Here is a 24,141-nt window from a genome sequence, read left to right as displayed (position 1 = left end):
ATTGGTTCATGGTCACGGTCGATGTCGCGGCGGCGCGGGGTAAACAGAGTTCGTCCCGGGTGTCCGAGGAGGGCGCGGGCTGGGAGGGCCAGCAGGTCGGCGCCTTCCAGGGACTCCGCCCGAACAAGGAATCCTTCACCTGGCTCAATCCGCGCACGCTCTGGCGCTCCAGGAACGAGATCCTGGCCGGCCTGCTCGGCGACCCCTCCGCGGAGGTGCGCCGCCGCTGGGTGGCCTCCCAGCGGGAGAACGGCGCCGACGCGGACTTCCGCATCGTCAAGGAGCTCGGCCCGGACTTCTCCTTCCTGGTCATCGGCGACACCGGCGAAGGCGACGCTTCCCAGTACGCGGTCGTCCCCGGCCTGCTCAGGCTCGGCGCGGACACCTCGTTCGCGGTCATCGCCAGCGACGTGATCTACCCGACCGGCGCCGCCGCGGACTACTGCGACAAGTTCTTCCGCCCGTTCAAGGATTATGACGCGCCCATCTACGCCATTCCCGGCAACCATGACTGGTATGACGGCCTCGGCGGCTTCATGCGCGTGTTCTGCGGGTCGAAACCGCTGGCGGTGCAGCGGGAGGGCTTCCGGCTGTCTCCGCACGGGCTGCGCGGGCTGCTCTGGAAGAAGCCGGAGCCGATCGACGAGGCCGCCCTCGCGGACGCCTGGGAGTTCCGTGGCCGGCCGTCCCAGCAGGCCGTCCAGCCGGCGCCGTACTGGGTGCTGGATCTCGGCCGGTTGCTGGTCGTGGGGATCGACACCGGCATTCGCGGCAGTCTCGACCGCGAGCAGGGCGAATGGCTGAAGCACGTCTCCGCCGATCCCCGGCCCAAGATCCTGATCACCGGCAAGCCCATCTACGTCCGCGACGATCACAAGCCCTGCCCGATCGAGGGCGGCGGCACCGTGGACGAGATCGTCACCGATCCCGAGCACAACTACCTGGCCGCGATCGGCGGTGACGTGCACAACTACCAGCGTTTCCCGGTCAAGGTCGGCGACCGGGTCATCCAGTACATCGTCTCGGGTGGCGGTGGCGCGTTCATGCACGACACGCACACCATTCCCCGGGTCACCCGCGTCCCCGAGGACGCCTTCAAGTGCTATCCCCTGCGTGGCGACTCCCTGTCCTTCTACAGCCTGCTCTACAGCCGCCGCTTCCGGATGAAATGGCTCTACCTGACGCCGGACGAGGGACTGGCCCTCATGTCAGCGCGCGTCGGCAACGCCCCGCCCCGCGACCTCACCGAATCCACCCCCATCACCAGCCGGATGAAGTGGGCCGCCCGCATCCTCGGGGCCTGGCCCTTCCCGCTCCGCCTTCCCGTCGGCCGCGTCTTCCACCGTTTCCTCTCCGAACTCTCCGACTGGGACACTCCGCCCTTCTTCAAGAGCTTCCTGCACATCTCGGTAGCGGGTGACGAACTCCGCATCCGTTGCTTCGCCGCCACCGGCTGCCTGGCCCAGGAACTCAACCCACCCCTGGAAGACGAGATCGTGATCCCCCTCCCCGCCTGACCTACTCGCGTTCCGTCAGGGGGGACGAGCTGATCCGGCGGCTACGCGAGGAAGGCGGCGTCCTGATGCTGCCGTGCGGCGAGCGCTTGGTCCGTGATCCCCCCTGTTCAGGCCCCCGAAATGTCAGTCCCACCTGGCACGCTGGGGGCATGCACGTGGTGGTGACGGAGGACCCGGAAGGCCCAGGCGGAACCCTGGGTCATGAGAACGGCACCGTCACCCACGTTCCGGACCTCGCCGAAGCGATCGGGTCATGGCCGGAGAGCGACCACCGTGAGGTTCGGTGGGTTTGGGGGGATACGCGGAGGGTTTATCCGGGGGTTCTGGGGAGGGGGGTGCGGGTTGGGCGGTGTCACGATGTCGCGTTGACCGAAGGGTTGTTGCTGGGGGCTGAAGGGCGGTATGGGGAGCCTCGGTCGGCGGAGGCGGCTTATGCGCGGTTGCATGGGTTCGCGGTGCCGGAGGATCGGGAGGCCGTGGTTGAGGGGGGTCAGGGGACGCTGTTCGAGGCGGAGCCTCGGGAGGCTGGGTTCGGGGTCGGTGAGGCTGAGCTGGTCGCGGCGGTCTATCAGGATCAGCTGGGGCGGATCGGGCGGTTGAAGGAGCCGGGGCGGTTTCGGTTGCTGGTGGCGGCCGAGTCGGCGGGGGCGTTGATCGCGGCCGAGATGGGGTTCTTCGGGATGCCTTGGCGGGAGAGCGTGCATGATGCTCTGCTGACCGAGCTGCTGGGAGGACGGCCCGCGCATGGGATGCGGCCGTCGAAGTTGCAGGCGCTGGCGGACGAGGTGGCGGCGGCGTTCGGGCAGGCGGTCAATCCGGACTCGCCGCAGCAGATCATCAAGGCGTTCAAGTCGGCGGGGCTGACCGTGCCGTCGACACGGTCCTGGGTGCTCAAGGAGGTTGATCATCCGGGTGTGAAGCCGCTCCTGGCGTACAAGGAACTGGCTCGGCTCTACAGCTTTCACGGGTGGGTTTGGGCTGATCAGTGGGTGAAGGAGGATCGGTTCCGGGCGGAATATGTCGTGGGGGGTGTGGTCAGCGGGCGGTGGGCGACCAGCGGGGGCGGCGCGTTGCAGATTCCCAAGCTGATGCGCCGGGCCGTCGTCGCCGACGAGGGCTGGACGCTCGTGGTGGCCGACGCGGCGCAACTGGAACCGCGCGTTCTGGCGGCCATGGCCGGAGACGGCGGACTCGCCCGCGCCGCCGGCGAGATCGACCTCTACGCCGCCCTGGCCAAAGCCTTCGGCGGCCAGCGCGACGCCGCCAAGATCGCCATGCTCTCCGCCATGTACGGCGGCACCAGCGGCGACGCCCCCAAACTCCTCGCCGTCATGCGGCAACGATTCCCCCAGGCGTACGCGTTCGTCGAGGACGCCGCCCGAGCCGGTGAGGAAGGCCAGCTGGTCCGCTCCTGGCTGGGCCGCACCTCACCCCCGCCCTCCGCCCGCTGGCGCGAACTCGTCTCCGGCCCGGAAGGCACCCGCGCCTCCCGCGACCGGGGCCGCTTCACCCGCAACTTCGTCGTCCAGGCCACCGCCGCAGAATGGGCCACCACCCTGATGGCCATCCTCCGCCACCACCTCCCCGACCCCGCCAAACTCGTCTTCTTCCAACACGACGAGGTCATGGTCCACTGCCCCCTCGACCAGACCACCACCGTGCGATCCGCCATCGCCACCGCCGCCGACGAAGCCACCCGCCTCCTCTTCGGCGACACCCCCGTCCGCTTCCCCATGGAAGCCATAGCCGTCACCTGCTACGCCGACGCCAAATAGCCCTTCCGCGCGGGTGTCCGCCTTGGGCGGTTTTCGGGAGGGGTTAGGCGGATTGGGTGGGGGTTGGGGGGCGGCGGCGGAGGAGGGTCAGGGTGGTGAGGGCGACCATGATGGCTGCGGCGGTGTTGAGGGCGGCGAAGGAGGCGGCTCCGACGACCGCGCCGGCGAGGAGGGCGCCGGTGGCGCCGCAGATGTTCATGATGAGGTCGGAGAGGCCCTGGACGGCGGGGCGGCGGTTGAGGGGGACGGATTCGGTGAGGAGCGCGGAGCCGGCGACCAGGCCGCAGGACCAGCCGAGGCCGAGGATGAAGAGGCCGGCGGCGATCTGGGGGACTCCGTAGCCGGCTGTTCCGGCCAGGGCGGCGGAGATCAGGAGCAGGATCATGCCGGCGATCAGGACGGGGACGCGGCCGAGGCGGTCGGCCAGCCAGCCGACGACGGGGGAGAGGACGTACATCCCGGCGATGTGCAGGCTGATGACGATGCCGATCACGGAGATCTCGGCGTGGCCGTGGTCCAGGTGAACGGGGGTCATCGACATGATCGAGACCATCGCGGTATGGCTGACGGCGATCGCGATCAGCGCCTGCCGCGCGGCCGGAATCACCCGGATTGTCTCCCAGGCCTCGCGCAGGGTGTCCGCTAGCGATGCTTTCGCCGCGGGCTTCTCCGTGGCGGGAGTTGTCGCGGGCTTCGCGGCAGGTTTCGTCGCGGGGGATTCCGTCGGGTCGGGAGCGAAGTCGAGGTCATGGGGTGTGGGGGGCCGCTGAGTGGCTCTGGCCAGGAGGAGTGGATCGGGGCGGAGGCCGAGGTTGATGATGAGGGTCGCGATGGCGAAGGTGATCCCGGCCAGGACGAAAGGGCCGGCGGCGCGGGGGAGGGTGAGGGTCTCGGCCAGGTCGGCGGCGGGTTCGGCGAGGTTGGGGCCGGTCACCGAGCCGAGCGTGGCGGACCAGACGACGAGGGAGAGGTGGCGGGCGGCGTGGCCTTCGGGCGCCAGGTCGGTGGCCGAGTAGCGGGCGGACAGGTTTCCCGCGCTGGCGGCGCCGATCAGCACCAGGGCCACCAGGAGCAGCGGCCAGGAGGTGAGGGCCACCGCCACGACGGCGAGAAGACAGCCGGCCACCGCCGCGCCGTACGCCAGGGTGAGGCCCGCCCGGCGTCCGCTGCGCCCGGTGGTGCGGGCGGTCGGCAGCGCCAGCAGGGCGGCGCCGAGAACGGTGGCGGTCCCGGCGAGGCCACTGATCGCCGTCGACCCGGAGAGCTTGGCCACGTACAACGAACTGAGCGCGACACCGACCGCCACCCCGACACCGCTGATGACCTGCGCCAGCGAGAGCACACTCAGGGTCCGGCGCTGGGCGGCGCGTAGATCGACAGCGGTGACGGGTGAGATGTGGGGGGCCGATGTCATGCGCGAAGTTTGCCATGACTCATTACGCCAACCCAACCGAGTATCCGCAGGGCGAACACCGCCCCACAAGGCGTCGCTGGGGCGGTTACGCGGGGGAGAAGCTGCTCCAGAGGACCTGGCGGATGGTGGCGGCGGCTTCGGCCCATTCGTAGTCGGGGGCGGTGAAGGTTACCGAGTAGGCCTGGTCTTCGGTTTCGATGTAGCGGGTGACGGTGCGGATGGTGACGGTGGCGGCGTCGCGGTAGGTGTACTCCCATTCGGCGGCGGGCCAGCGGTAGCTGACGGGGCCGAGGGTGACCTGGGTGTACTCGTCGAAGCCGGCGGCCTTCTTGGCGACCTGCTGGAGGGCGGGGAGGCTGCCGTCGGGGATCTTCTCGATCAGGCCGGTCTGGGCGCTGTCGGGCGGGCCGGTGAGGCGGACGCCGTCGTCTTCGGCGGTGACCTTCCAGGTCAGCGGGACGGCCACGGACACGCCGCCGAGGGTCTGGCGCTTGAAGCCCTTCGGGATCGGGCCGGGCTCGGAGCCGGTGCCGGAGCCGGTGCCGGAGTCGGTGCCGGAGTCGGAGTCCGTGCCGGGCGTGGTCAGGGCGGGGTTGCCGGCGCTCGTCGTGGTGGGCGGCGTGTCGTCGTCACCGCCGGGGACCATGATCAGGAGCACCAGCACGATGAGCGCGATCACGGCGACGGCGGCCACCACGACCATGGCGCCGCCACGGCCGGGGCTGTCGTCGTCGTCCTTGGTACGGCGGCGGCTGCCGCTCCTGGTCGCGTGCTCGCCGGTGGTGGAGGCCGCCGACCTGGACCGGGGGTTGCCGCCGGTGGTGAACGGGTCGTCGGGGTCCAGCGCCAGGTCGCGGGCGAGGTCACGGGCCAGCTGCCCAGGCAGGTCGGTGGGGCCGGGGGTCGGCCAGCGACCGCCGCCGGTGGGCCGTTCCGGCGCGTGCGACGAACCGGACGGGCTGGTCAGCGCGTCGAGCGGATCGAACATCGGGTCACGCTGGGCGTCCCGGTGCGCGCCGGGCGGCGCGTTGAAGAACGCCGCGCCGGGCCCGCTCTCGACCACGGGCGCGCCGAACTGCCCGCCAAGCGCCCGCTGCGGAATCGGCCGGTTCGCCTGGTCCGCGTTCGCCCCCGACCCATGAGCACCCGAACCGGAACCGCCAGGACCATGAGCACCCGAACCATGGGTTCCGGGACCATGAGCCCCGGGACCCGAAACGCCAGGACCATGAGCGCCGGGACCATGAGCCCCGGGACCGGAAGCCCCCGGGCTGAACGGAGCGAAACCGGGGCCGGAGGACGCGGGACCGGACCCGCCGGGACCCTGCACGCCGGAGCCGGGTGTGTTCGAGCCGGGCTTGGCCTTGTCGGCCATGCCGGGCGCGTTGAACATGCCGGAGGTGCTGGCCAGGGCGTCGTAGCCGCCGGGCGGCTGGAGCTGGGGGTCGGAGGCGGACGGCTGGAAGGACGCCATCGCGTACCCGCCGGACGGGTTGGTGTAGGGAACCCGTACCGGTCCCGAGGGGGTTTCGATGATGCGCGAAGGGAGCGGGCCCGACGGCGAGTCGAGGGGCGGGAGCATCTGCATGGGGGTGCCGTCGACCGGCGCGGGGTGCGGCATGGCCGGCGCGACGCGCAGGCCGTTGCCGGTCGTGTGCAGGACGCGTTCGAGCATGTCGGCGACCTGGGGGGCGCCGATCCTGTCGGCGGGGTTCTTGCGGAGCAGGCCCTCGATCACCGGCAGCAGCACGCCGGCGCGCTGGGGCCGGTTCGGCTCCTGGGTGAGCACCGCGCCGAGCACGGCCACCGCGTCCGGCCCCTCGTACGGCGGGCGGCCCTCCACGGCCGCGTACAGCGTCGCACCGAAGGACCACAGGTCGGCCGCGTGCGTGATGGTCCGCCCCTGCAGCCGCTCCGGCGGAATGTACGCGGGGGAGCCCATCAGCAGCCCGGTCTGGGTGATCGTGACGTCGCCCTCGATGGCGGCGATGCCGAAGTCGGTGAGCACCACCCGGTCGGTGGTGAGCAGCACGTTGCCGGGCTTGACGTCCCGGTGCAGGATCCCGGCGGCGTGCGCGTGCCTGAGCGCGTCCAGCACCCGGATGCCGATCTCGGCGACCTGGCTCACGGGCAGCGGCCCGCTCTGCCGCACGGCCTGCTCAAGGGACCAGGCGCGGACCAGCTCCATTACGATCCAGGGCCGCCCGTCCTCCTCCACGACGTCGTGGACGGTGACGATGCCCGGGTGACTTAACCGGGCCGCGGAGCGCGCCTCGCGCAGCATCCGGCGATGGGCGACCTGGCGGCCCGCCTGGTCGAGCCCGTACGGCAGGATGAGCTCCTTGACCGCGACGTCCCGGTCGAGCAGGACGTCGTGCGCGTGCCAGACCATGCCCATGCCGCCACGGCCGACGGGCGAGAGCAGGCGGTATCGCCTGCCCACCAGTCGCCCCTGCCCTTCCGGCGCCCCTCCAGGAGTGGCTCCGGCACCGCCTTGACCCTCCGGCATAGGGGGGACCATACCGAGGAGGCGGTCGGTTGTCATAGGCGGGATCCCCAATTCTCCTCGATCGGTTCGCGCGACAATTCCACGCGATATGTGAGGTTGGGGATTGATAGTAGGTCAATCAGAGGTCAATGCGCATTCATTCGCCCGTCAAGGCGTTGATCGCCGCCACGAAAGCCTCCGGCGGCGGGCTCACCAGACCGGCTCCGACCTGGCCTGTTCCGGCCACGCGCCCGGCGATGCCGGTGTTGACTACCGGCAGCACCGAGGTGCGGGCGACCAGCGTGACGTCGATGCCGACGGGCGTGCCCCGGAAACCGAGCCCGGGAATCTGGTACGCGGGGTGCTCGGCCAGCGTGATCTCGTACATCGACCTGGTGGCCGCCACCGCGTCCGCCACGTCGCCGCCGACGAAGCGGACGATCGCGGGGGCTGCGGCCATGGCGAAGCCGCCGAGGCCGACCGTCTCGGTGATGGTCGAGTCGCCGATGTCGGGGTTGGCGTCGCCGGGGCCGTACGCGCCGAGGTAGAGCCCGTCGGGCACGCCGGCGGGGCCGGTGAACCAGCGGTCGCCGCAGCCGGAGAGCTGGATGCCGAAATCGGTTCCGTTTCTGGCCATCGCGACGACGAGGCTGGATCCCGGCACATCTCTGGCGGCGTCGGCGGCGGCCTTTCCCGCGGCCATTCCGGCGTTCAGGAAGAAATGATCATTTCCGTTGATGAATCGCAGCACTTCCCCCGCTTGGGTGGGGGCGGCGTCGACGATGGCGGGGGCGAGTTCGCGGACCATGAGCGAGGTGGCCGCCCGGTTCCTGTTGTGTAGTTCGTCGCCCATCTGGAGCGCCTGGGCGATCAGGTTGCGGAGGTCCAGCGGGCCGTTGAGGTTCAGGGCGGCCTGGAGGACAGGCCCTAGCACCTCGCCCATCCAGCGCAGCCGCTCGACCACCTCAGGCCCGTACGCGCCGTACCGCAGGACCTTGCCGAGGCCCTCGTTGAGCGAGCAGTAGGCCGTTCCGCCGTGTTCGGCGTCGCGGGCCTCCAGCATCCACATGGACGGGCTGACCACGCCCGCCATCGGGCCGACCGTCCGGTGATGGTGGCAGGAGTCGAGCCGGATCGAGCCGGTGGCGAGCTTCTGCTCCGCCTCGTCGGGGGTGGCGGCCAGGCCCTCGAAGAGCATGCCGCCGATGAGCGCGCCGCGCATCGGGCCGGAGGCGCGCTCCCAGTCGATCGGCGGGCCCGCGTGGAAGAAGGTGCCGGGCGGCAGGTCCAGGACGTCGCCGGCCCGCCGTACCCCGACGAGCTGGGGGCGGGCGGAGACGAGCCTGTCGACGGCGCGGGCGTTGGCGGCGGCCCTGCGCGGGTCGGCGAGCACCTTGGCGAGCGCCTCGGCGGTCCCGGCCAGCGGCGGGCGCCAGTCCACCACGGTCTGCGGGACCGCCTGCTGGTCCAGCGCCTCGGCGAGTACGGACGTCCCCACCGAGATCACCCGCGGTTCGTTCACGAGCAACAGCAGCGGGCTCCCGGCCGGAGCGCCCGTCCCCGCCCGGGGTGCGGCCCCCACACCGGACGGGACGGCGGGCGTCAGACCGGCGAGCACGGCCGCGTGCCGGGCCGCCGCGGCGTTCGAGGCGAACACCGCCGCCCCGGCCCCCGCCAGGCGTTCCCCCTGCGCTCGCAGGCCCTGAGGATCGCCCTCAGTCCCCACCAGGGCCACCACGACGGCGACGCCGCGCGCGACGGCGTCGGTGATCGCGGGAGCCAGCCGGTCGGCGGGGTCGGGGTCGGAGCCGTGCCCGAGCACGACGTCCATCAGCACCACCCCGGACTCCACCCCGGCCAGCGCCTCCAGCCGCAGCGCCGGATCGATCATCGGATGCGCCCGCCCGACCGTGTACTCGTCATCGCCGAAGTCGGTAAAAGTGCCCCCACCGGCGATCAGCTTCGCCTCGGTGCACAGCGTGCCCCCCGAGTACAGCCCCGCGAGCCCAGAAGCGCCCTCCGAGCCCGCCGAAGCCCCCCAAGTAGGCCAGACCGGGATCTCCCGCCCGAGCGCCCTCAGCACGTTCTCCGTCACGGCCGTCAGATCGTCCTGCCCCGGACCGAGCAGCGCCATCACCACCGGCGTCCCCGACCGCTCCACCGCGGCCCGCACCACCTCCGCCACCGCGGGATCGGCGGGCTTGGAGATGACGACGATCAGTTCTGTCCCCGGCTCCTGGTCCAGCGCCGCCAGCGCCCGCAGCGTCGACCGCCCGCCCACCGCCGCCGACAGGTCCCGCCCGCCGACCCCGAGCAGGTGGCTGACGCCGACGCCCGCCTGGTCGAGCAGGCTGGACACCTGCTGCGCGCCCGTCCCCGACGCGGCCACGATCCCGACCGGCCCAGGCCGCAGCACGTTCGCGAACCCCAGCCCGGCCCCGCCGACGACGGCCGTGCCGCAGTCCGGGCCCATCACCAGCACACCCGCCGCCTCGGCCCGCTCCTTGAGCAGCACCTCGCGCGCCACCGGCACGTTGTCACTGAAGATCATCACCGAAAGACCGGCGTCCACCGCGTCCATCGCCTCGGCGAAGGCGTGCTCGCCCGGCACGCTGACCAGGACCACGCTCGCGTCGGCGTCCCGCGCGGCCGTCCTGGTGGTCCGCGCCGGAGCCTCCTCCCGCGCGCTCCCCGAGGTGGCCCGCGCCGACAGCTGCCGTTCGAGCTCCTCCGAAGCCGCCGCCAGCTCCTCCGCCGACTCGGCCCGGACCGCGACCAGCAGGTCGCCGGGCGTGGCGGCGGGCACGTCGAAGCCCGCGTCCCTGGCCAGGTCCACGTTCAGCTCCGTCGCCATCGCGACGATCGCCACCGACACCCCGGCCCGGCCGGACAGCGCCTGACTGACCCGCATCAGGCTGACCGAGTCGTGGTAGACCCCGCTACGCACCTCGACGAGATTCAAGAACGCCCCCTGAAGATTCAGAGCCGGATTAGTTCGACAGGTGGAGGACGGCCGACAGCCCGGTCCTGATGCCCCAGGCGAGATCCGCGCCCGAAGTGTGACCGAGATGCAGCAGCCGATGCACTGACGGCTCCAGCGGCTGGCCGCCGGCCAGCGCGCGCAGCACGGCCAGCACCTCCATGCTCGCCTCGCCGCGCGCCGCGCAGTGCAGCAGGGTGGCCGCGATCGGCGTGGTCCTGGTCCTGGCGTCGAAGGTGACGGCCGCGGCCAGCCAGCCGGCCAGCCAGACCGCCCGGTCCACGCCCGCCGCCGCGCCCAGCTGGCGCAGCGCCACCAGCAGCCCGGCCAGCATGTCGTCGCCGCTCGGGGTGAGCCCGGGGCCCAGGCCCATCAGCTGCTCGGCCGAGGTCACGGCGTTCACCAGCGACCCCGAGTGGCAGCCGTCGGCGAGCAGCTCGCACGCGCCGCCGGTCAGGCCGGGACGCCGGGCCGAGGCGTCACAGAGCTCGCCGAGCTGGGCCAGGCCGTCCGCCAGCCGCGAGTGGCCGGCCAGCGGCAGCGCCGGCGCCGGATCCCACCAGCGGCGGATCCGGATGGCCAGGCCGCCGACCTCGATGAAGCCGTCACCCACCCAGGCCTCGTCGCCGGCCGCGAACCCGTCCAGCGGGTCGGTCAGCACGACGGCGTTGGGCAGCCGGGTCGCCTCCCCGGTCACCAGGGCGATGACGTGCGGCTCGACCTCGGTCCTCAGTTCCAGGTAGACCGCGGACGGGAACGCCGCCAGCACCCTGGCCGGGCGCCGGGGGGTCTCCAGCGCGGGTCGCACGGCCATGCTGGCCGCGCCGGGCACGAACGTACGGTCAAGGGTCGCTCCGGCAGAGCGGGCCGCGGATCGGCGCGCTCTGGGGCGGGTGCCTACGGTCACCAGACCTCCCTCATCAGGGTGACGTTAGAACGAGCCCCCCAGAGGCCGTACGGGGAAAACTGCCAACAGTCGGCCAAATGCTTGGCTCTTCCTGACAGTCGGATAGTCGGGCACAATCGGCGGGAGATGCACCAACCCCCCGGAGCAGACGATGACGAGTGACCCCGCAGCCCCCGCCATGCGCCTGGCCAGCACCGGAACGATCATCCATGGCGTGGCCGTCGGCGAGGTGCTGGGGGTCTCCACCCTCGCCGGGGCCCGGCTGATCGCGGGCAAGGGCGGACTGGACCGGATCGTCCAGCGGCTCAACGTCATGGAAGTCCCCGACATTCTCGCCTGGGTGAAACCGAACGAGCTTCTGCTCACTACGGGCTATCCGCTCAGGAACACTCCCCAGTCACTCGGCCGGCTTGTGGCGGATCTTGACGAACGCGGGCTCTCCGCGCTGGCCATCAAGCTGGGCCGCTACCTCGACGAACTGCCCGACGAGATGGTCGAGCAGGCCGACCGGCTCAACTTCCCGCTCATCCTGCTCCCCAACGACGTCGGCTTCGACGACATCCTCAACCAGGTGCTCACCGACATCCTGAACAGGCAGGCCGCCACCCTGGCCAGGGCCGAGGAGGCGCACCGCGCGCTGGTGCAGATCATCCTGGCGGGGGGCGGCATGCGCGAGGTCACCGCCGAGGTGGCCGGGCTGCTGGACGTGGCCGTGGCCGCCGTGGACGTGTCCGGGCACGTGCTGGCCTCGGCGGGGGGCGCGGAGCAGGTGGCCATGCTGCGGGAGGCGTACGTGCTGAGCGGCAATCTGACCGGCAGGTCGGAGCCGTCCCGCGCCGACGCCGACCCGCTGGTCCGCGCCGACGGCCACTACGCGGTCGTCCCGATCGTGGCCGGCGGCCACCACCACGGCCGGATCGCCGCCTTCAGCCAGGCCGGCACGCTCCGCGACAGCGACATCCGGATCCTGGAGCGGGCCGCCACCGTGGCCGCCCTGGTGGTCACCAAGCAGGAGGCCGTCACCGCCGTCGAGAGCAAGTACCGCGCCGACTTCCTGCGCGACGTGCTCACCGGCCGGGGCGGCAGCCGGATCGCCGAGCGCGCCAAGGCGTTCGGGTGGGACCTGGAACGCCCGGTCTCGGTGCTGGTGGCCGAACTCGACCCGGAGAGCGACGAGCGCACCGCCCAGGACCGGCTGCTGGCCGCCTGGCAGGCGGCGGTCCGGCGGCACGACCCGCGCGGCGCCGTCGCCGGATTCTCGCACGAGGTGGTCGCCGTCGTCGGCGCGGGCGTGGACACCGCCAGGCTCGCCTCGGCCGCCTCCTCGGCCTTCGCCGACTGCACCTTCTCCACCGGGATGAGCAGGATCGCGCCCGGGGCCGACGCACTCGCCGACGCGTACGGCCAGGCGCTCAAGGCCGCCCGGGTCGGCCGCCAGCTGCACGGCTCGGGCGCGGTCGCCCACTTCGACCAGCTCGGCGTCTACCGCCTGCTCTCCCTCGTCGACGACACCGCGGAACTGCACTCCTTCGTCCGCGAGACGCTCGGCGGCCTGGCCGGCGACGACGACGCCGAGAACGCGGACCTGCGCCGAACGCTGCACGTGCTCCTGGAAACCAACCTCAACGTGGCCGAGACGGCGCGCCGGCTGCACTTCCACTACAACACGCTGCGCTACCGGATCGGCAAACTGGAGCGCATGCTCGGCAACTTCACCGAGGACGCGCACCTCCGGCTGAACCTGACCCTCGCCCTCCATGTGCTGAACATGCGTGGTATCTGACCACGCGGTTTGGCAGATGATGCCCGTGTGCAACGGCGATCACAGTCCTAATGTGCCCGCAACGGGCCTGGTAGGAGGCCCGTGAACCAGAAATGCCGCGCTGGGATGCCCGCGGGGTGGCCACCGGACGTCGGCCCAGGCAAGTAAAGGGGCTCACATGGCTTTCGGCTGGAAAGTGCACGGCGAGGGACGCGGCCTCGCCCCTGGTGAGGTCGTCAAGCCGGACGAACGCCTGTCCTGGCCACGCATGCTCGGCTTCGGCGCGCAGCATGTGATCGCCATGTTCGGCGCCACGTTCGTGTTCCCGGTGATCATGGGCTTGGACCCGAACGTCGCGGTGATGATGTCGGGTGTCGCGACGATCCTGTTCCTGCTGATCGTGCAGGGCAAGGTCCCCAGCTACCTGGGCACCTCGGCGTCGTTCGTGGGCGGTGTGATCGCGATCCGGGCCGCGCAGGGCGACAGCGCGACCGTCACCGGCGCCATTCTGGTGGCCGGCGTCGTGCTGGCGCTGTGCGGGGTGGCCATCCACTACCTCGGTGTCCAGATCATCCACAAGATCTTCCCGCCGGTGGTGACCGGCGCGGTGGTCATGCTGATCGGCTTCGGCCTGGCGTACGTGGTGGCCGACGTCTACTGGCCGCAGGACCACTGGATCGCGCTGATCACGATGATCGCCACCTTCATGATCATCGCGCTGTTCCGCGGCTTCCTCGGCCGGATCGGCATCCTGCTCGGCCTGGTCTTCGGCTTCGTCCTGTCCTGGGTCGCCGACCAGGTCTTCGGGAACATCACCGCGCTCAACGCGGCCACCGGCCAGGTCGACACCCACCCCCGGGTCAACCTGGACTCGGTCGGCACCGCCGACTGGTTCGGGCTGCCCAGCTTCCACGCGCCGACCTTCCAGGTGTCGGCCATCGTGCTGGTGCTGCCCGCGGTGATCGCGCTGATCGCCGAGAACATCGGCCACGTCAAGGCGGTCGGTGAGATGACCAAGACCGACGTGGACCCCTACATCGGCCGCGCCATCATCGGCGACGGCGTGGGCACCGCGCTCACCTCGGCCGTCGGCGGCTCGCCCACCACCACCTACGCGGAGAACATCGGCGTCATGGCGGCGACCCGGGTCTACTCCACCGCCGCCTACTACATCGCCGGCGTCATCGCCATCCTGCTCGGCCTGGTGCCCAAGTTCGGCGCGCTCGTCTACGCCACCCCCGGCGGCGTGCTCGGCGGCATCACGGTCATCCTGTACGGCATGATCGGCCTGCTCGGCGCGAAGATCTGGGTGGAGAACAAGGTGGACTTCGCCGACCCGGTGAACATGCTTCCCATCGGAGCGGGCATCATCCTGGCCATCGGCCCGGTGAGCCACGCGATCACCGGGGACTTCTCGCTCGCGGGCATCGCCCTCGGCACGATCGTCGTGCTCGGCGGCTACCACCTGCTGCGCGCGCTGTCGCCCGCGGAGGTGGCGAAAAATTCCACGGGTTGAGCCTTTATCCGTAACGCGATCGGAGTAGAACGACTTTCGTGAAACCGCCGCCGTTCGACTATCACGCGCCCACCTCGGTGCGGGAGGCCGTAGAGGTCCTCGCCGAGGTGGGCGCGCACGGAAAGGTGCTGGCCGGAGGCCAGAGCCTGATCCCCCTGCTCAACATGCGGCTCGCCGCCCCGGCCCACCTGGTCGACATCAACCGGGTGGCCGGGCTCGGCGAGATCCAGACGGACGCGACCGGCGTCCGGGTCGGGGCGCTGGCCCGGCACGCCCAGGTGGAGCGTTCCGCCGCCGCGTGCCTCGCGCAGCCCCTGCTCCGGCAGGCGCTCAAACTGGTCGCGCACCCGGTCATCCGTAACCGCGGCACCATCGTCGGCAGCCTCGTGCACGCCGACCCCTCCGCCGAACTCCCGGCCGTGCTGGCCCTGCTCGGCGGCTCGGTACGGCTGGCCGCCGCCACCGGCGAGCGCGAGGTCGCCGCCGCCGACTTCTTCACCGGCCCGATGGAGTCCGCCACCCGGCCGGGCGAACTGGCCGTCTCCGCCTTCTTCCCTGCCTGGGACGGCGGCACCTCCTTCATCGAGGTGGCGCGCAGGCACGGCGACTACGCGATGGCCGGGGTGGCCGCCGCCGTCCGGCTCGACGACCTGCGGATCACCGCCGCCAAGGTGGTGTGCGTCAGCGTCGGCCCCGTGCCCGTGGTGGTCGAGGTCACCGGCGAGTGCGGCAACCGGCCGGTGGCCTCGGTGGACTGGCGGGCGGTGGTGGCGGCCGTACAGGATCGGATCGAACCGGAGGCGGACATTCACGCGACGGCGGACTATCGGCGGCACCTGACCGGGGTGCTGGTGGAACGCGCGCTGAAGGCGGCGGCCGATGCATGACATCACGCTGTATGTGAACGGGATCCCGCGCGAGGTGAGCGTGCCGGCGCGGCGGCTGCTGTCCGACTGCCTGCGCCACGACCTCGGCCTGACCGGCACCCACGTCGGCTGCGAGCACGGCGTCTGCGGCGCCTGCACGGTGCTGCTGGACGGGGAGCCGGTGCGCTCCTGCCTGACCTTCGCGGTCACCGTGGCCGGGCGCGAGATCACCACGGTCGAGGGGCTGGCCACCGACGGGCGGCCTTCGCCGGTGCAGCGGGCCTTCGCCGAATGCCACGGCCTGCAGTGCGGCTTCTGCACGCCCGGCTTCCTGTGCACCACGACCGCGTTCCTGCGGGAGAACCCGGCCCCCACCGAGGAGGAGGTGCTGGAGGGCATCTCCGGCAACCTGTGCCGGTGCACCGGGTACCAGAACATCATCAAGTCCGTGCACCGCGCGGCGGAACTGCTCGCGGAGGAGCCCACGTGACCACCAAGCTCTTCGGCGAACCGGTCCGGCGGCGCGAGGACGCCCGCCTGGTCAGCGGCGAAGGCCGGTTCCTGGACGACCTCGGGCAGCAGGCGCTGGCCGCCGCCTTCGTCCGCTCCCCGCACGCGCACGCCCGGATCACCAGCATCGACGTGGACGCCGCGCTGGAGGTGGCGGGCCTGGTCGCCATCTACACCTGGGAGGACCTGCCCGCCGGGGTCGCCGAGCCGCTGCCGCTGCTCATCCCGCATCCGGCGCTCACCCACGGCCGCACCGCCTACCCGCTGGCCCGCGACATCGTCCGGCACGTCGGCGAGCCGATCGTGATGGTGGTCGCCCGCGATCGCTACCTGGCCGAGGACATCTGCTCGCTGATCGAGATCGGCTACGAGTACTTCAAGCCGGTCGTCGGCCTGGAGGAAGCCGTCTCCAGCACCCATCTGGTGCACCAGGACGTGCCCGGCAACGTGGGAGCGCACCTGGTCCAGGAGGTCCCCTCCGCCGGCGGGCAGTCCGCCGCCGAAGCCATCGCGGCCGCGCCGCACACGCTCGCGTTCCGCCTCGACATCGAGCGCAGCGCCTGCATGCCGCTGGAAGGCAAGGGCGTGTACGCCCGGTGGGACGCCGACGACGAATCGCTCCGCGTGTACTCCTCCACCCAGACCTCCACCAGCGTGCGGATGGCGATCGCCGCCAAGCTGGGGCTGCCGCTGCCCAAGGTCGAGGTGATCGCGCCCGACGTCGGCGGCGGGTTCGGGGTCAAGATCGTGCACCCGTGGCCGGAGGAGGTGCTGGTGCCGTGGGCCGCCCGGCTGCTCAACCAGGAGATCAAGTGGACGGAGGACCGGCGGGAGCACTTCATCTCCAGTGCGCACGAGCGGGCCCAGATCCAGCACGTCCAGGTGGGGTTCGACGACGCCGGGCGGGTGCTGGGGCTGTCGGTCGAGATTCTGCATGATCACGGCGCGTACACCCCGTACGGGATCATCGTGCCGATCATCACGTCGACGCAGCTGCTGGGGCCGTACCGGATCGGGGCCTATCGGGTCGAGTTCTCCTCGATCTATACGAATACCGTGCAGGTGACGCCGTACCGGGGGGCCGGGCGGCCGCAGGGCGTGTTCTGCATGGAACGCACGATGGACAAGATCGCCCAGAAGCTGGGGCTCGACCGCGCCGACGTCCGGGCCGCCAACTTCATCCAGCCCGACCAGTTCCCCTACGACCAGGGGCTGATCTTCCAGGACGGCCGGCCGCTCATCTACGACAGCGGCGACTATCCCGAATCGCTGCGCAAGCTGAAGGACCTGATCGGCTGGGACGAGTTCCCCGCGCTGCGGGAGTCCGCGCGGGCCGAAGGGCGGCGGCTCGGCATCGGGCTCGGCTGCTACGTGGAAGGCACCGGCGTCGGCCCGTACGAGGGCGGCCACATCCAGATCACCTCCGACGGCCGGGTGCACGTCTCCACCGGGCTCACCTCCCAGGGCCAGGGCCACGAGACCGTCTTCGCCCAGATCGCCGCCACCGAACTCGGCGTCCCGATCGAACGCGTCTCCGTCGTCACCGGCGACACCCGCCGCTTCGGCTACGCCGTCGGCACCTTCGCCTCCCGCGCCGCCGTGATGAGCGGCAACGCCATCGCCCTGGCCTGCCGCAAGGTCCGCGAGAAGGCCCTGCGGGTGGCCGCCGACGCCCTCGAAGCCGACCCCCGCGACCTGGAGATCACCGACGGCGTGGTTCACGTCGTCGGCTCACCCGCCGCCTCCATCCCGCTCGCCACCGTCGCCGTCCTCTCCAACCCGCTCAGGTACGCCTTCGACGAAGAGGCCAAACGCGCCACCCAGTTCGCGACCACCGGCAGCATGGACCGCCCGCCCGTCGCCGAGGGCGAGGAGCCCGGCCTCGAAGGCAAGGGCTACTACTCACCCATCCGCTCCACCTTCGCCTCCGGCATGCACGCCGCCATCGTCGAAACCGACCCGGAGACGGCCGAGATCCGCATCCTCCGCTACGCCGTCGTCCACGACTGCGGCAAAATGATCAACCCCATGCTGGTGGAGGGCCAGATCCACGGCGGCGTCGCCCAGGGCGTCGGCGGCGCCCTCTACGAGAAGATGGTCTACGACGAGCACGGCCAGCTCCTGAACGCCTCGTTCATGGACTTCCTCATGCCGTACGCGACCGAGATCCCGCACATCGAGACCGACCACCTCGAAACCCCGTCCCCCCTGAACCCCCTGGGCATCAAGGGCGCCGGCGAAGCGGGCGTCATCCCGGTCTCCGCCGTCATCGCCGCCGCCATCGAGGACGCCGAAGGCTTCCCGATCGACCGAATGCCCATCTCCCCCTCCGACCTGTACGACCTCCGCCTGCGCTCACCGCGCTAATTAATGGCTCGATCTCTGCGGCTGTGCCAGGGAGTTATGAGAATCGGCTGCCCGAAATTCGAGCGGATTAATCCCATAGGCCGCTTTCGCCGCATTTCTCATGGTCGGGGTCGGAAACCTAATTCCGTTTAAGCTTCAAATGTAAAGAATCTTTATTTTTCTCTTGTCTAGGCCGAAATAGCAGAATCTGTGCTATCTTCCGTGCTTGCGGATGCATGTGAGGATGCACGTGCAAATAGAAAGTTGTGCTGGACCTCTAGGGCCTGATCGGCGGTCCGATCACGCTGTTAGAATCCGGCCTGTCCTCAAGGATGTGGGCGGCACGGCTGCGCGCCGATGACGTCGCCGGTCCAAGTGTCTTCGCGTGCTTCAGCCGCGGTTCTTGGTGGGCAACGCTCCCTGGCAGGGAGGTTGCCCCGTTGCCAGCACTCGATCGAAATGGAGAGGAGCCCTCCGTGACGCTACCCAGTGGCGATGATCGCCCTCATCAGCCGGGCCCGTTGTTAACCTCCAGGGCCGTTGTGATTTTGCTTGCCAGCGTTGTCATAGGACTGATCATCGCGGGCCTCTGCGCGCTCGGCGGTATTCCGATTCCGCTCGCCGCCGTCACCGGACTGGCCGCGGCCGGCGCGGTCGCCATGGGACTGCACAAGATTATGGAGTGAACCGGCCGGCGGGTTTCTCTTCCCGTGTTCAGCGTTATCGGCCCTCTTCTTGCGCGCCATTGAGGTCGCCTGGCGACTCGGCCGCGGTCAGGTCGGCGGCGGCGATGCGGCAGCGGGTGGCGTAGGCGCGGATGGCGGTCTGGAGCCATGGGGGGACGGCCGGGTCCTCGGTGAGGCGGTCGGCCAGGGTGGTGAGGGTGGTGGCGCAGGTCTCCAGGGTGTCGGCGTCGTGGGTCATGGCGGGTCCTTCGGCGGGTGGTCGAGCATGAGGTAGAGCTGGGAGCGGATCAGGGAGCCCCGGTAGGGGGTGAGCTGGGCGTCGATGTGGCCGCGGGCTTCGGGGAGGTCGCCGGCCAGGTTGGCGGCGTACTGGGCGACGCTGTGGCAGAGCGGGAAACGGTGGGTGGCGTCGGCGTAGTCGACCGTGTACCAGGTGGGGTGGAGGTCGAAGCAGGTGCCGGAGCCCTGGCCGTCCAGGACGGGGATCAGGTCGTGCTGGTTGGTGATGGAGGAGATCCAGGTGCGCGGGTCGGCGGGGGTCTTGAAGTCGATGGGGGAGCCGGCCGCGATGACGTGGGTGACGCGGTAGCGGCCGCAGAAGCCGGGATCCTGGGCGAGGTTCATGACGGCGGAGCCGCCGGCGCTGTGCCCGACGAGGGCGATCTCCGCCCCGTCCGGGACGCCGAACTGGTCGATCGCGTCCTTCAGCGCCCCCGTGTACGGCGAGGCGTGCAGCACGGTGTTCCGGAAGGCCCCCACCAGGTCCTGCGGGGAGTCGTTGCGAGGGCCGCCGGGCCGCATACCGGGCGCTTGAACTACATATCTCACCACGTCGTCGGGCCCCAGCACGCTCTGGAGGAGAACCCGGCCGTCGGTCCCGATGGCGTCGATGTTGCGGAGAATGGCCACGATGGAGTGCCCGGTGCGGAGCCGGGCGATCTCCTCGGGGGTGGGCTCCGTGGGCAGGGCGGCCCCGACGCCCCGGTCCATCGAGGACATGACGCGGGTGGTGATCCCGAGGATGGGGTCGGTGTTCATGACGCACTTCCCGGTGGCCATCGCCCAGCCGACGGCGTCGTTGAACGGGTTCTCGTCCAGCAGGGCGCGCAGCGCCAGGATCTCGCCGAACATGGGCGCGATCGCGCTCAGCGCGTCCTCGGCCCCCCGATCCTTGAACAGGGCGCGCAGCGCGCGGGCCGCCGCCACATCCCGATCCTGGGAGATCGCCTCGATCAGCCGCCGTAGCACGGGATCGCGGGCCACCTCCGGATGACTGAGCTCGACCGCCGCGATCCGCAGGCGCAGCGACAGCACCAACACGTGCACCGCCAGCCTGCCAGGCCCCGCCAGCCCGGAGAGCCTGGCGATCGGCCGCCCGAGCGGCCCCCCGGAGAAGGCGATCCCCAGCCCAGCACGCCGCGTGAGCGCCCGGAACAGACGGCGCTGCGGCCGGAACCCCGGCACGGCCCGCAGCAGCGCGCCCGGCCTGAGCTCCCGCGTCAGCGCCGCCGTGGCCCGGACCGAGACGGCTTCGATCTGTTCGGCCACCGCGACGAGCTCGGCGGCGACCTGAAGCAGCCGCCGCCGGTCTTTCGGCTCGTCAGCTCCGCTCATGCGTCATCCGCGCCTGGTAACGCCGGGTCGCCTCCGGCAGGTTGCGGTTCAGCACGTCCGCCAGCGACCCCGTCGCCCCGATGATCTCCATCCCGGTGGGGGAGAAGGTCTCAGGCCCGAACACCTGCGGCGACAGCAGCGGATTCGCATACGCCTGCGAGAACGCGTCCACCGTGATGATCCGCTGCATGACCGGCGAGAGCAGCGACCCCGGCAGCGGATCCTCCGCGAAGATCCCGGTATAGAAGTCGATGTCGTCCACGCTCGGATACAGCGCCGCCAGCCCGCGCTGCACCCTCGGATCGGCGGACACCTCCGCGAACGACTTCAACCGCGGGAAACCGCAGTACGCGCGGTAGTCGTTGAAGGAGGCCAGCTCCACCGCCCGCCCCTCCGCGACGCTCATCACCTCGACGTGCAGCAGGTCGGGATCGGTGTTGAACAGGCCGATCCGCCCCGCGCGCTGGCTGGCCGCGTCCTCGAACAGCGGGCCGATCCCGCACTCGGGCAGCAGCCGGTTCCCGGCCATCGTGTCGCCCAGCGGACGCTCCTGGCCACCCGCGAGCAGCACCGACGGGATCAGGCTGTGCCAGCGGTACAGCAGGTTGAACTCGATCGCCATGTGGTTGGTCCGCGTCCAGATCGCCTTCCTGGACACGGCCGGATCCAGCGCCACCCGGAACAGCGTGGGCGTGATGTGGTTGATGTACTCCTCAAGGACGATCTTGATGAGCAGCACCACGAGAATGTTCCTGCTGGTCTGGAAGAGCCGCTCGTCGTCCCAGCCCGGATACCGCTCCGCCAGCAGCCTGGCCACCCGGTTGTGCTCGCGCAGGAACAGCGTGGTCAGCATGGTGAAGCCGATGTGCAGGTTGGCCCGGTCGCTGCCGCAGGCGAACAGCGCGTCCCGCGCCCCGAACGGGATGTCGTCGAACCGGATCACGTTCAGCGGCGCGAACTCGTCCTTGATCCGCCCCAGCTCGCACAGGTACGGCGGGAACTCGCCCCCGTTCACCACCTGGCTCTTGAGCAGGCCCCCCGACCCGGTCCGCAGCGCGGCCGTGACCGCCGGCGTGAGCCCGTACAGCTGGTTGAGGTCGATCTCGTGGTTGGAGCTGTTCTTGCGCGGATCGCGCGGGATGCTCATGTCGCCGCGCAGGAAGCCGTCGGTGAACCACTGCGCGAAATACGCGAACAGCACGGTCGAGCGCGGGCAGTTCATTGTCCGGCCGTCGCGCCGGAACAGCTCCGCGACCTCGGCCGGCGCGGGCGCCGACGTGGACGGCGGCACCGGCGGCAGGTGGCGGCTGTCGAAGGTGCGGTCGGTGAGCGACTCCCAGGAGGTGTACCTGGCCTTCGTGCTCAGCGGATTGGGCCGGACGGGCAGCTTCATCACCAGCCGGTTCACCAGGAACCTGTTGACCGCGGCGTGCAGCGGCCGGACCAGCCGGATTAGCCGCCAGAGGGGCGCCAGGTTGGTCAGCGCCCAGAATTCCAGGTAGTTGCGCCGGCCGACCCGGGCGCTCGGCTTCACGACGCCCCCAGCGTGAGCGGGAACCGGCGCGGGAACGGCCCGCCGTCGAACTCGATCGCCGCGCCCGGCGGCAGCGCCACCCCCGGCCGCCGCAACACGCGCCGGACCACCTCGGGGATGACGGCCACGCCGACGTGCTTGCCGACGCACTCGTGCGCGCCGTAGCCGAACTGGAGCCGGACGAAGCCCGGACGGTCGATCCGGAACTCCTCCGGCGCCGCCACCGCCTCCTCGTCCATGCCCGCCGAGGAGGTGCAGGCGAAGACCGGGGTGCCCGCCTTGATGAACGCGCCCGAGGCCAGCCGGTGGTCGCGCTCGCAGAACCGGAAGATGAGCGGGTTGAACGGCGCGAAGCGCAGCGCCTCCCAGGCGTAGCCGTCGAAGGGCCCGCCGGCCTTGGCGGCGGCGACGGCTTCCTCGCGGACGCCGTCCTCACGGCCGAGCAGGTGCCGGATGATCTGGACGATCGACTGGGCGGCGTTCTCCACCAGGCCGAGCGGCAGCCCGGCGGCATTGACCGTCAGCCGCAGGTCGTCGAAGCCCAGCGAGGCGGGCGGCGCGAGCGCGATCAGCCGCGACAGCGCGTCCTCGCCCGGGGCCCGCCTGCGCTCCGCGATCAGCTCGTTGACGTGCGCCCGCAGCCCAGCCCCGGCCGCGCAGGCCGTCGCGTGCACGTTCGGGTCACGGGGGAGGTTCCTGATGATGTCGTGCATCGAGTCCCGCGACCACTCCGACAGCGTGGCCGGATCGGGGCCGGGCACGCCCAGGTAGTCGCCGCAGATCCGCAGCAGCACCTGACGCGCCAGTTCCTCGACCGCGTCGATCCGCCCGGCGGGCGCGGCCGCGTCCAGCGCCTCGTCCGCATACCGCCCCGCCAGTTCCCGCACCCGCGGGATGTCGTGCGCCGGCAGGACCGCCTGGGTGAGCCCCCGTTCCGCCCAGTGCAGCGGCGTCGCGTCCTGGGTCAGCATGTAGGGCCCGCCCAGCACGGCCTCCATCGGCGTCCCATACAGCCGGACCGTGAACACCTGCTCGCGGGACAGCACCTCGGTGACGTCCGCGAACCGGGTGACCAAGGTGAACGCGGGCGTGGCCAGCACCGGCCTGGCGGCGCGCAGTTCGGCGAAGAACGGCCGCCACTCCCCGGCGATCCACTCCGCGACCGCCCCCGCGGCCCGCCCAGGATCCGCCGCCCGCAGCTCGTCGTAACGTTCCAGATAACTCATCGAACCCCCCGTTTCGCCCCGCGCTTCTCCCCACGCTGTTTCTCCCCATCCCGCTTCGCGCTGACCCTCTGCTGATCCGGCCAGCGCGCGTCGAACGCCCAGCCGAGCCGTTCGAACAGCCAGATCAGCCGGGCGCTGGCGTCCCACTGGCCCTTGAGCACGCCGTGCCTGGCCGAGGTCGGGTCGGCGTGGTGGTAGTTGTGCCAGCCCTCGCCGAAGGTCAGCATCGCCACCCAGCCGACGTTCCCGGCCCGGTCGGCGGTGGCGAAGTCGCGGTCGCCGAAGGTGTGGCAGACCGAGTTGACCAGCCAGGTCACGTGGTGCACCAGCGCGTACCGCACCAGGGAGCCCCACACGAACGCGGTCAGCGCGCCGTGCCAGGACCAGGAGAGCAGGCCGCCGACCAGCGGCGGCAGTGCCATCGAGGCCAGCGCGAACGCGGCGTAGCTGCGCATCGAGAAGTGGCGCAGGTCCCGGTCGGCCAGGATGTCGGGCGCGTAGTGACGCGGGTCGGCCCGCTCGGTGCCGACGATGAACCAGCCCACCTGCGCGAACAGCAGGCCCTTGGCCAGGCCTTTCCAGTCCTCGCCATACCGCCAGGGGGAGTGCGGATCGCCCTCGCGGTCGGCGTACTTGTGGTGCCGCCGGTGCTCCGACACCCAGGAGGTGAGCGGCGACTCCATGGCCAGCGACCCGGCCACCGCCAGCGCGATCCGCAGCGGCCGGGACGCCTTGAAGGCCCGGTGCGTGAACAGGCGGTGGAAGCCGACGCCGATGCCGAAGATGCAGATCGTGTACATCGCCGCGGCGATGCCCACATCCCGCCAGCCGAGCCCCCACCCCCACGCGGCCGGGACGGCCACCCCCAGGCCGATCAGGGGCAGCGCCCCGAACAGCAGCACCATCGAGATCCGGTAACTGGCCGAGCGGGGGGCGGGCACGAGCCCGGCGACGGCAGACAAGGGCGCTCCTCGATGGTTACCCAAGGCGATACGATCTG

General features: G+C 71.0%; 17 protein-coding genes. 8 read left to right on the top strand and 9 right to left on the bottom strand.

Translation table 11 applies throughout. The annotated features are described in order from the left end of the window. Positions 1 to 8 precede the first annotated feature (8 nt). A complete protein-coding gene (locus Acor_RS02195; RefSeq protein ID WP_155334799.1) occupies positions 9 to 1,517 on the top strand; it encodes a metallophosphoesterase family protein in 1,509 nt (502 codons plus the stop codon). A gap of 149 nt (positions 1,518 to 1,666) precedes the next feature. After that, entirely contained in the window at positions 1,667 to 3,292 is a 1,626-nt protein-coding gene (locus tag Acor_RS02190) for a bifunctional 3'-5' exonuclease/DNA polymerase (RefSeq protein WP_155334798.1), read from the top strand. Between the two features lie 43 nt (positions 3,293 to 3,335). Here Acor_RS02190 and Acor_RS02185 read toward each other — a convergent pair whose 3' ends face one another. From Acor_RS02185 to Acor_RS02170, 4 genes are all read right to left on the bottom strand, one after another. Then, entirely contained in the window at positions 3,336 to 4,706 is a 1,371-nt protein-coding gene (locus Acor_RS02185; protein ID WP_155334797.1) for an MFS transporter, read from the bottom strand. A gap of 85 nt (positions 4,707 to 4,791) precedes the next feature. Next, the gene (locus tag Acor_RS45315; RefSeq protein WP_281353135.1) at positions 4,792 to 7,149 is read right to left on the bottom strand and encodes a serine/threonine-protein kinase; all 2,358 of its coding nucleotides are present in this window, start codon (positions 7,147 to 7,149) and stop codon (positions 4,792 to 4,794) included. A 202-nt stretch (positions 7,150 to 7,351) separates the two neighbouring features. Then, positions 7,352 to 10,156 (bottom strand): bifunctional FdrA/YlbE family protein, encoded by a 2,805-nt coding sequence (locus Acor_RS43955; protein ID WP_246238360.1) that lies wholly within the window; start codon positions 10,154 to 10,156, stop codon positions 7,352 to 7,354. Positions 10,157 to 10,184: 28 nt separating this feature from the next. Beyond that, positions 10,185 to 11,081: an oxamate carbamoyltransferase subunit AllH family protein gene (locus tag Acor_RS02170; RefSeq protein WP_155334796.1), complete on the bottom strand. Its 897-nt coding sequence runs from the start codon at positions 11,079 to 11,081 to the stop codon at positions 10,185 to 10,187. 151 nt (positions 11,082 to 11,232) lie between these two features. On the opposite strand from Acor_RS02170, the gene Acor_RS02165 reads away from it, so the two are divergent. The 6 genes from Acor_RS02165 to Acor_RS02140 all read left to right on the top strand — a co-directional run bounded on the left by Acor_RS02165 (position 11,233) and on the right by Acor_RS02140 (position 18,767). Then, the gene (locus Acor_RS02165; protein WP_155334795.1) at positions 11,233 to 12,864 is read left to right on the top strand and encodes a PucR family transcriptional regulator; all 1,632 of its coding nucleotides are present in this window, start codon (positions 11,233 to 11,235) and stop codon (positions 12,862 to 12,864) included. 157 nt (positions 12,865 to 13,021) lie between these two features. Further along, positions 13,022 to 14,359 (top strand): uracil-xanthine permease family protein, encoded by a 1,338-nt coding sequence (locus Acor_RS02160; protein WP_155334794.1) that lies wholly within the window; start codon positions 13,022 to 13,024, stop codon positions 14,357 to 14,359. Positions 14,360 to 14,397: 38 nt separating this feature from the next. After that, positions 14,398 to 15,246, top strand: a complete 849-nt coding sequence (locus Acor_RS02155; RefSeq protein ID WP_155334793.1) for an FAD binding domain-containing protein — start codon at positions 14,398 to 14,400, stop codon at positions 15,244 to 15,246. After that, positions 15,239 to 15,715, top strand: a complete 477-nt coding sequence (locus Acor_RS02150; RefSeq protein ID WP_155334792.1) for a (2Fe-2S)-binding protein — start codon at positions 15,239 to 15,241, stop codon at positions 15,713 to 15,715. Before Acor_RS02155 ends, Acor_RS02150 begins: the two co-directional genes overlap by 8 nt. Continuing rightward, complete coding sequence (cutA, locus tag Acor_RS02145; protein ID WP_155334791.1) at positions 15,712 to 18,102, top strand: aerobic carbon-monoxide dehydrogenase large subunit; 2,391 nt, start codon at positions 15,712 to 15,714, stop codon at positions 18,100 to 18,102. Before Acor_RS02150 ends, cutA begins: the two co-directional genes overlap by 4 nt. A 455-nt stretch (positions 18,103 to 18,557) precedes the next feature. Continuing rightward, positions 18,558 to 18,767 (top strand): hypothetical protein, encoded by a 210-nt coding sequence (locus Acor_RS02140; protein ID WP_155334790.1) that lies wholly within the window; start codon positions 18,558 to 18,560, stop codon positions 18,765 to 18,767. Between the two features lie 34 nt (positions 18,768 to 18,801). Here the strand turns inward: Acor_RS02140 and Acor_RS02135 are convergent, their stop codons facing one another. The 5 genes from Acor_RS02135 to Acor_RS02115 are packed head-to-tail and all read right to left on the bottom strand — an operon-like array spanning position 18,802 to position 24,103. Then, a complete protein-coding gene (locus Acor_RS02135; RefSeq protein WP_155334789.1) occupies positions 18,802 to 19,005 on the bottom strand; it encodes a hypothetical protein in 204 nt (67 codons plus the stop codon). Next, the gene (locus tag Acor_RS02130; RefSeq protein WP_155334788.1) at positions 19,002 to 20,381 is read right to left on the bottom strand and encodes a hypothetical protein; all 1,380 of its coding nucleotides are present in this window, start codon (positions 20,379 to 20,381) and stop codon (positions 19,002 to 19,004) included. Before Acor_RS02130 ends, Acor_RS02135 begins: the two co-directional genes overlap by 4 nt. Then, the gene (locus Acor_RS02125) at positions 20,368 to 21,915 is read right to left on the bottom strand and encodes a peroxidase family protein (protein WP_155334787.1); all 1,548 of its coding nucleotides are present in this window, start codon (positions 21,913 to 21,915) and stop codon (positions 20,368 to 20,370) included. The genes Acor_RS02130 and Acor_RS02125 overlap by 14 nt, the downstream gene beginning before the upstream one ends. Continuing rightward, positions 21,912 to 23,141 (bottom strand): cytochrome P450, encoded by a 1,230-nt coding sequence (locus Acor_RS02120; RefSeq protein ID WP_155334786.1) that lies wholly within the window; start codon positions 23,139 to 23,141, stop codon positions 21,912 to 21,914. Before Acor_RS02120 ends, Acor_RS02125 begins: the two co-directional genes overlap by 4 nt. Next, complete coding sequence (locus tag Acor_RS02115; protein ID WP_246238359.1) at positions 23,138 to 24,103, bottom strand: acyl-CoA desaturase; 966 nt, start codon at positions 24,101 to 24,103, stop codon at positions 23,138 to 23,140. Before Acor_RS02115 ends, Acor_RS02120 begins: the two co-directional genes overlap by 4 nt. Positions 24,104 to 24,141 lie beyond the last annotated feature (38 nt).

The organism is Acrocarpospora corrugata (assembly GCF_009687845.1).
Classification (GTDB): Bacteria; Actinomycetota; Actinomycetes; order Streptosporangiales; family Streptosporangiaceae; genus Acrocarpospora; species Acrocarpospora corrugata.
This window is presented reverse-complemented; position numbering and strand designations above follow the sequence as displayed.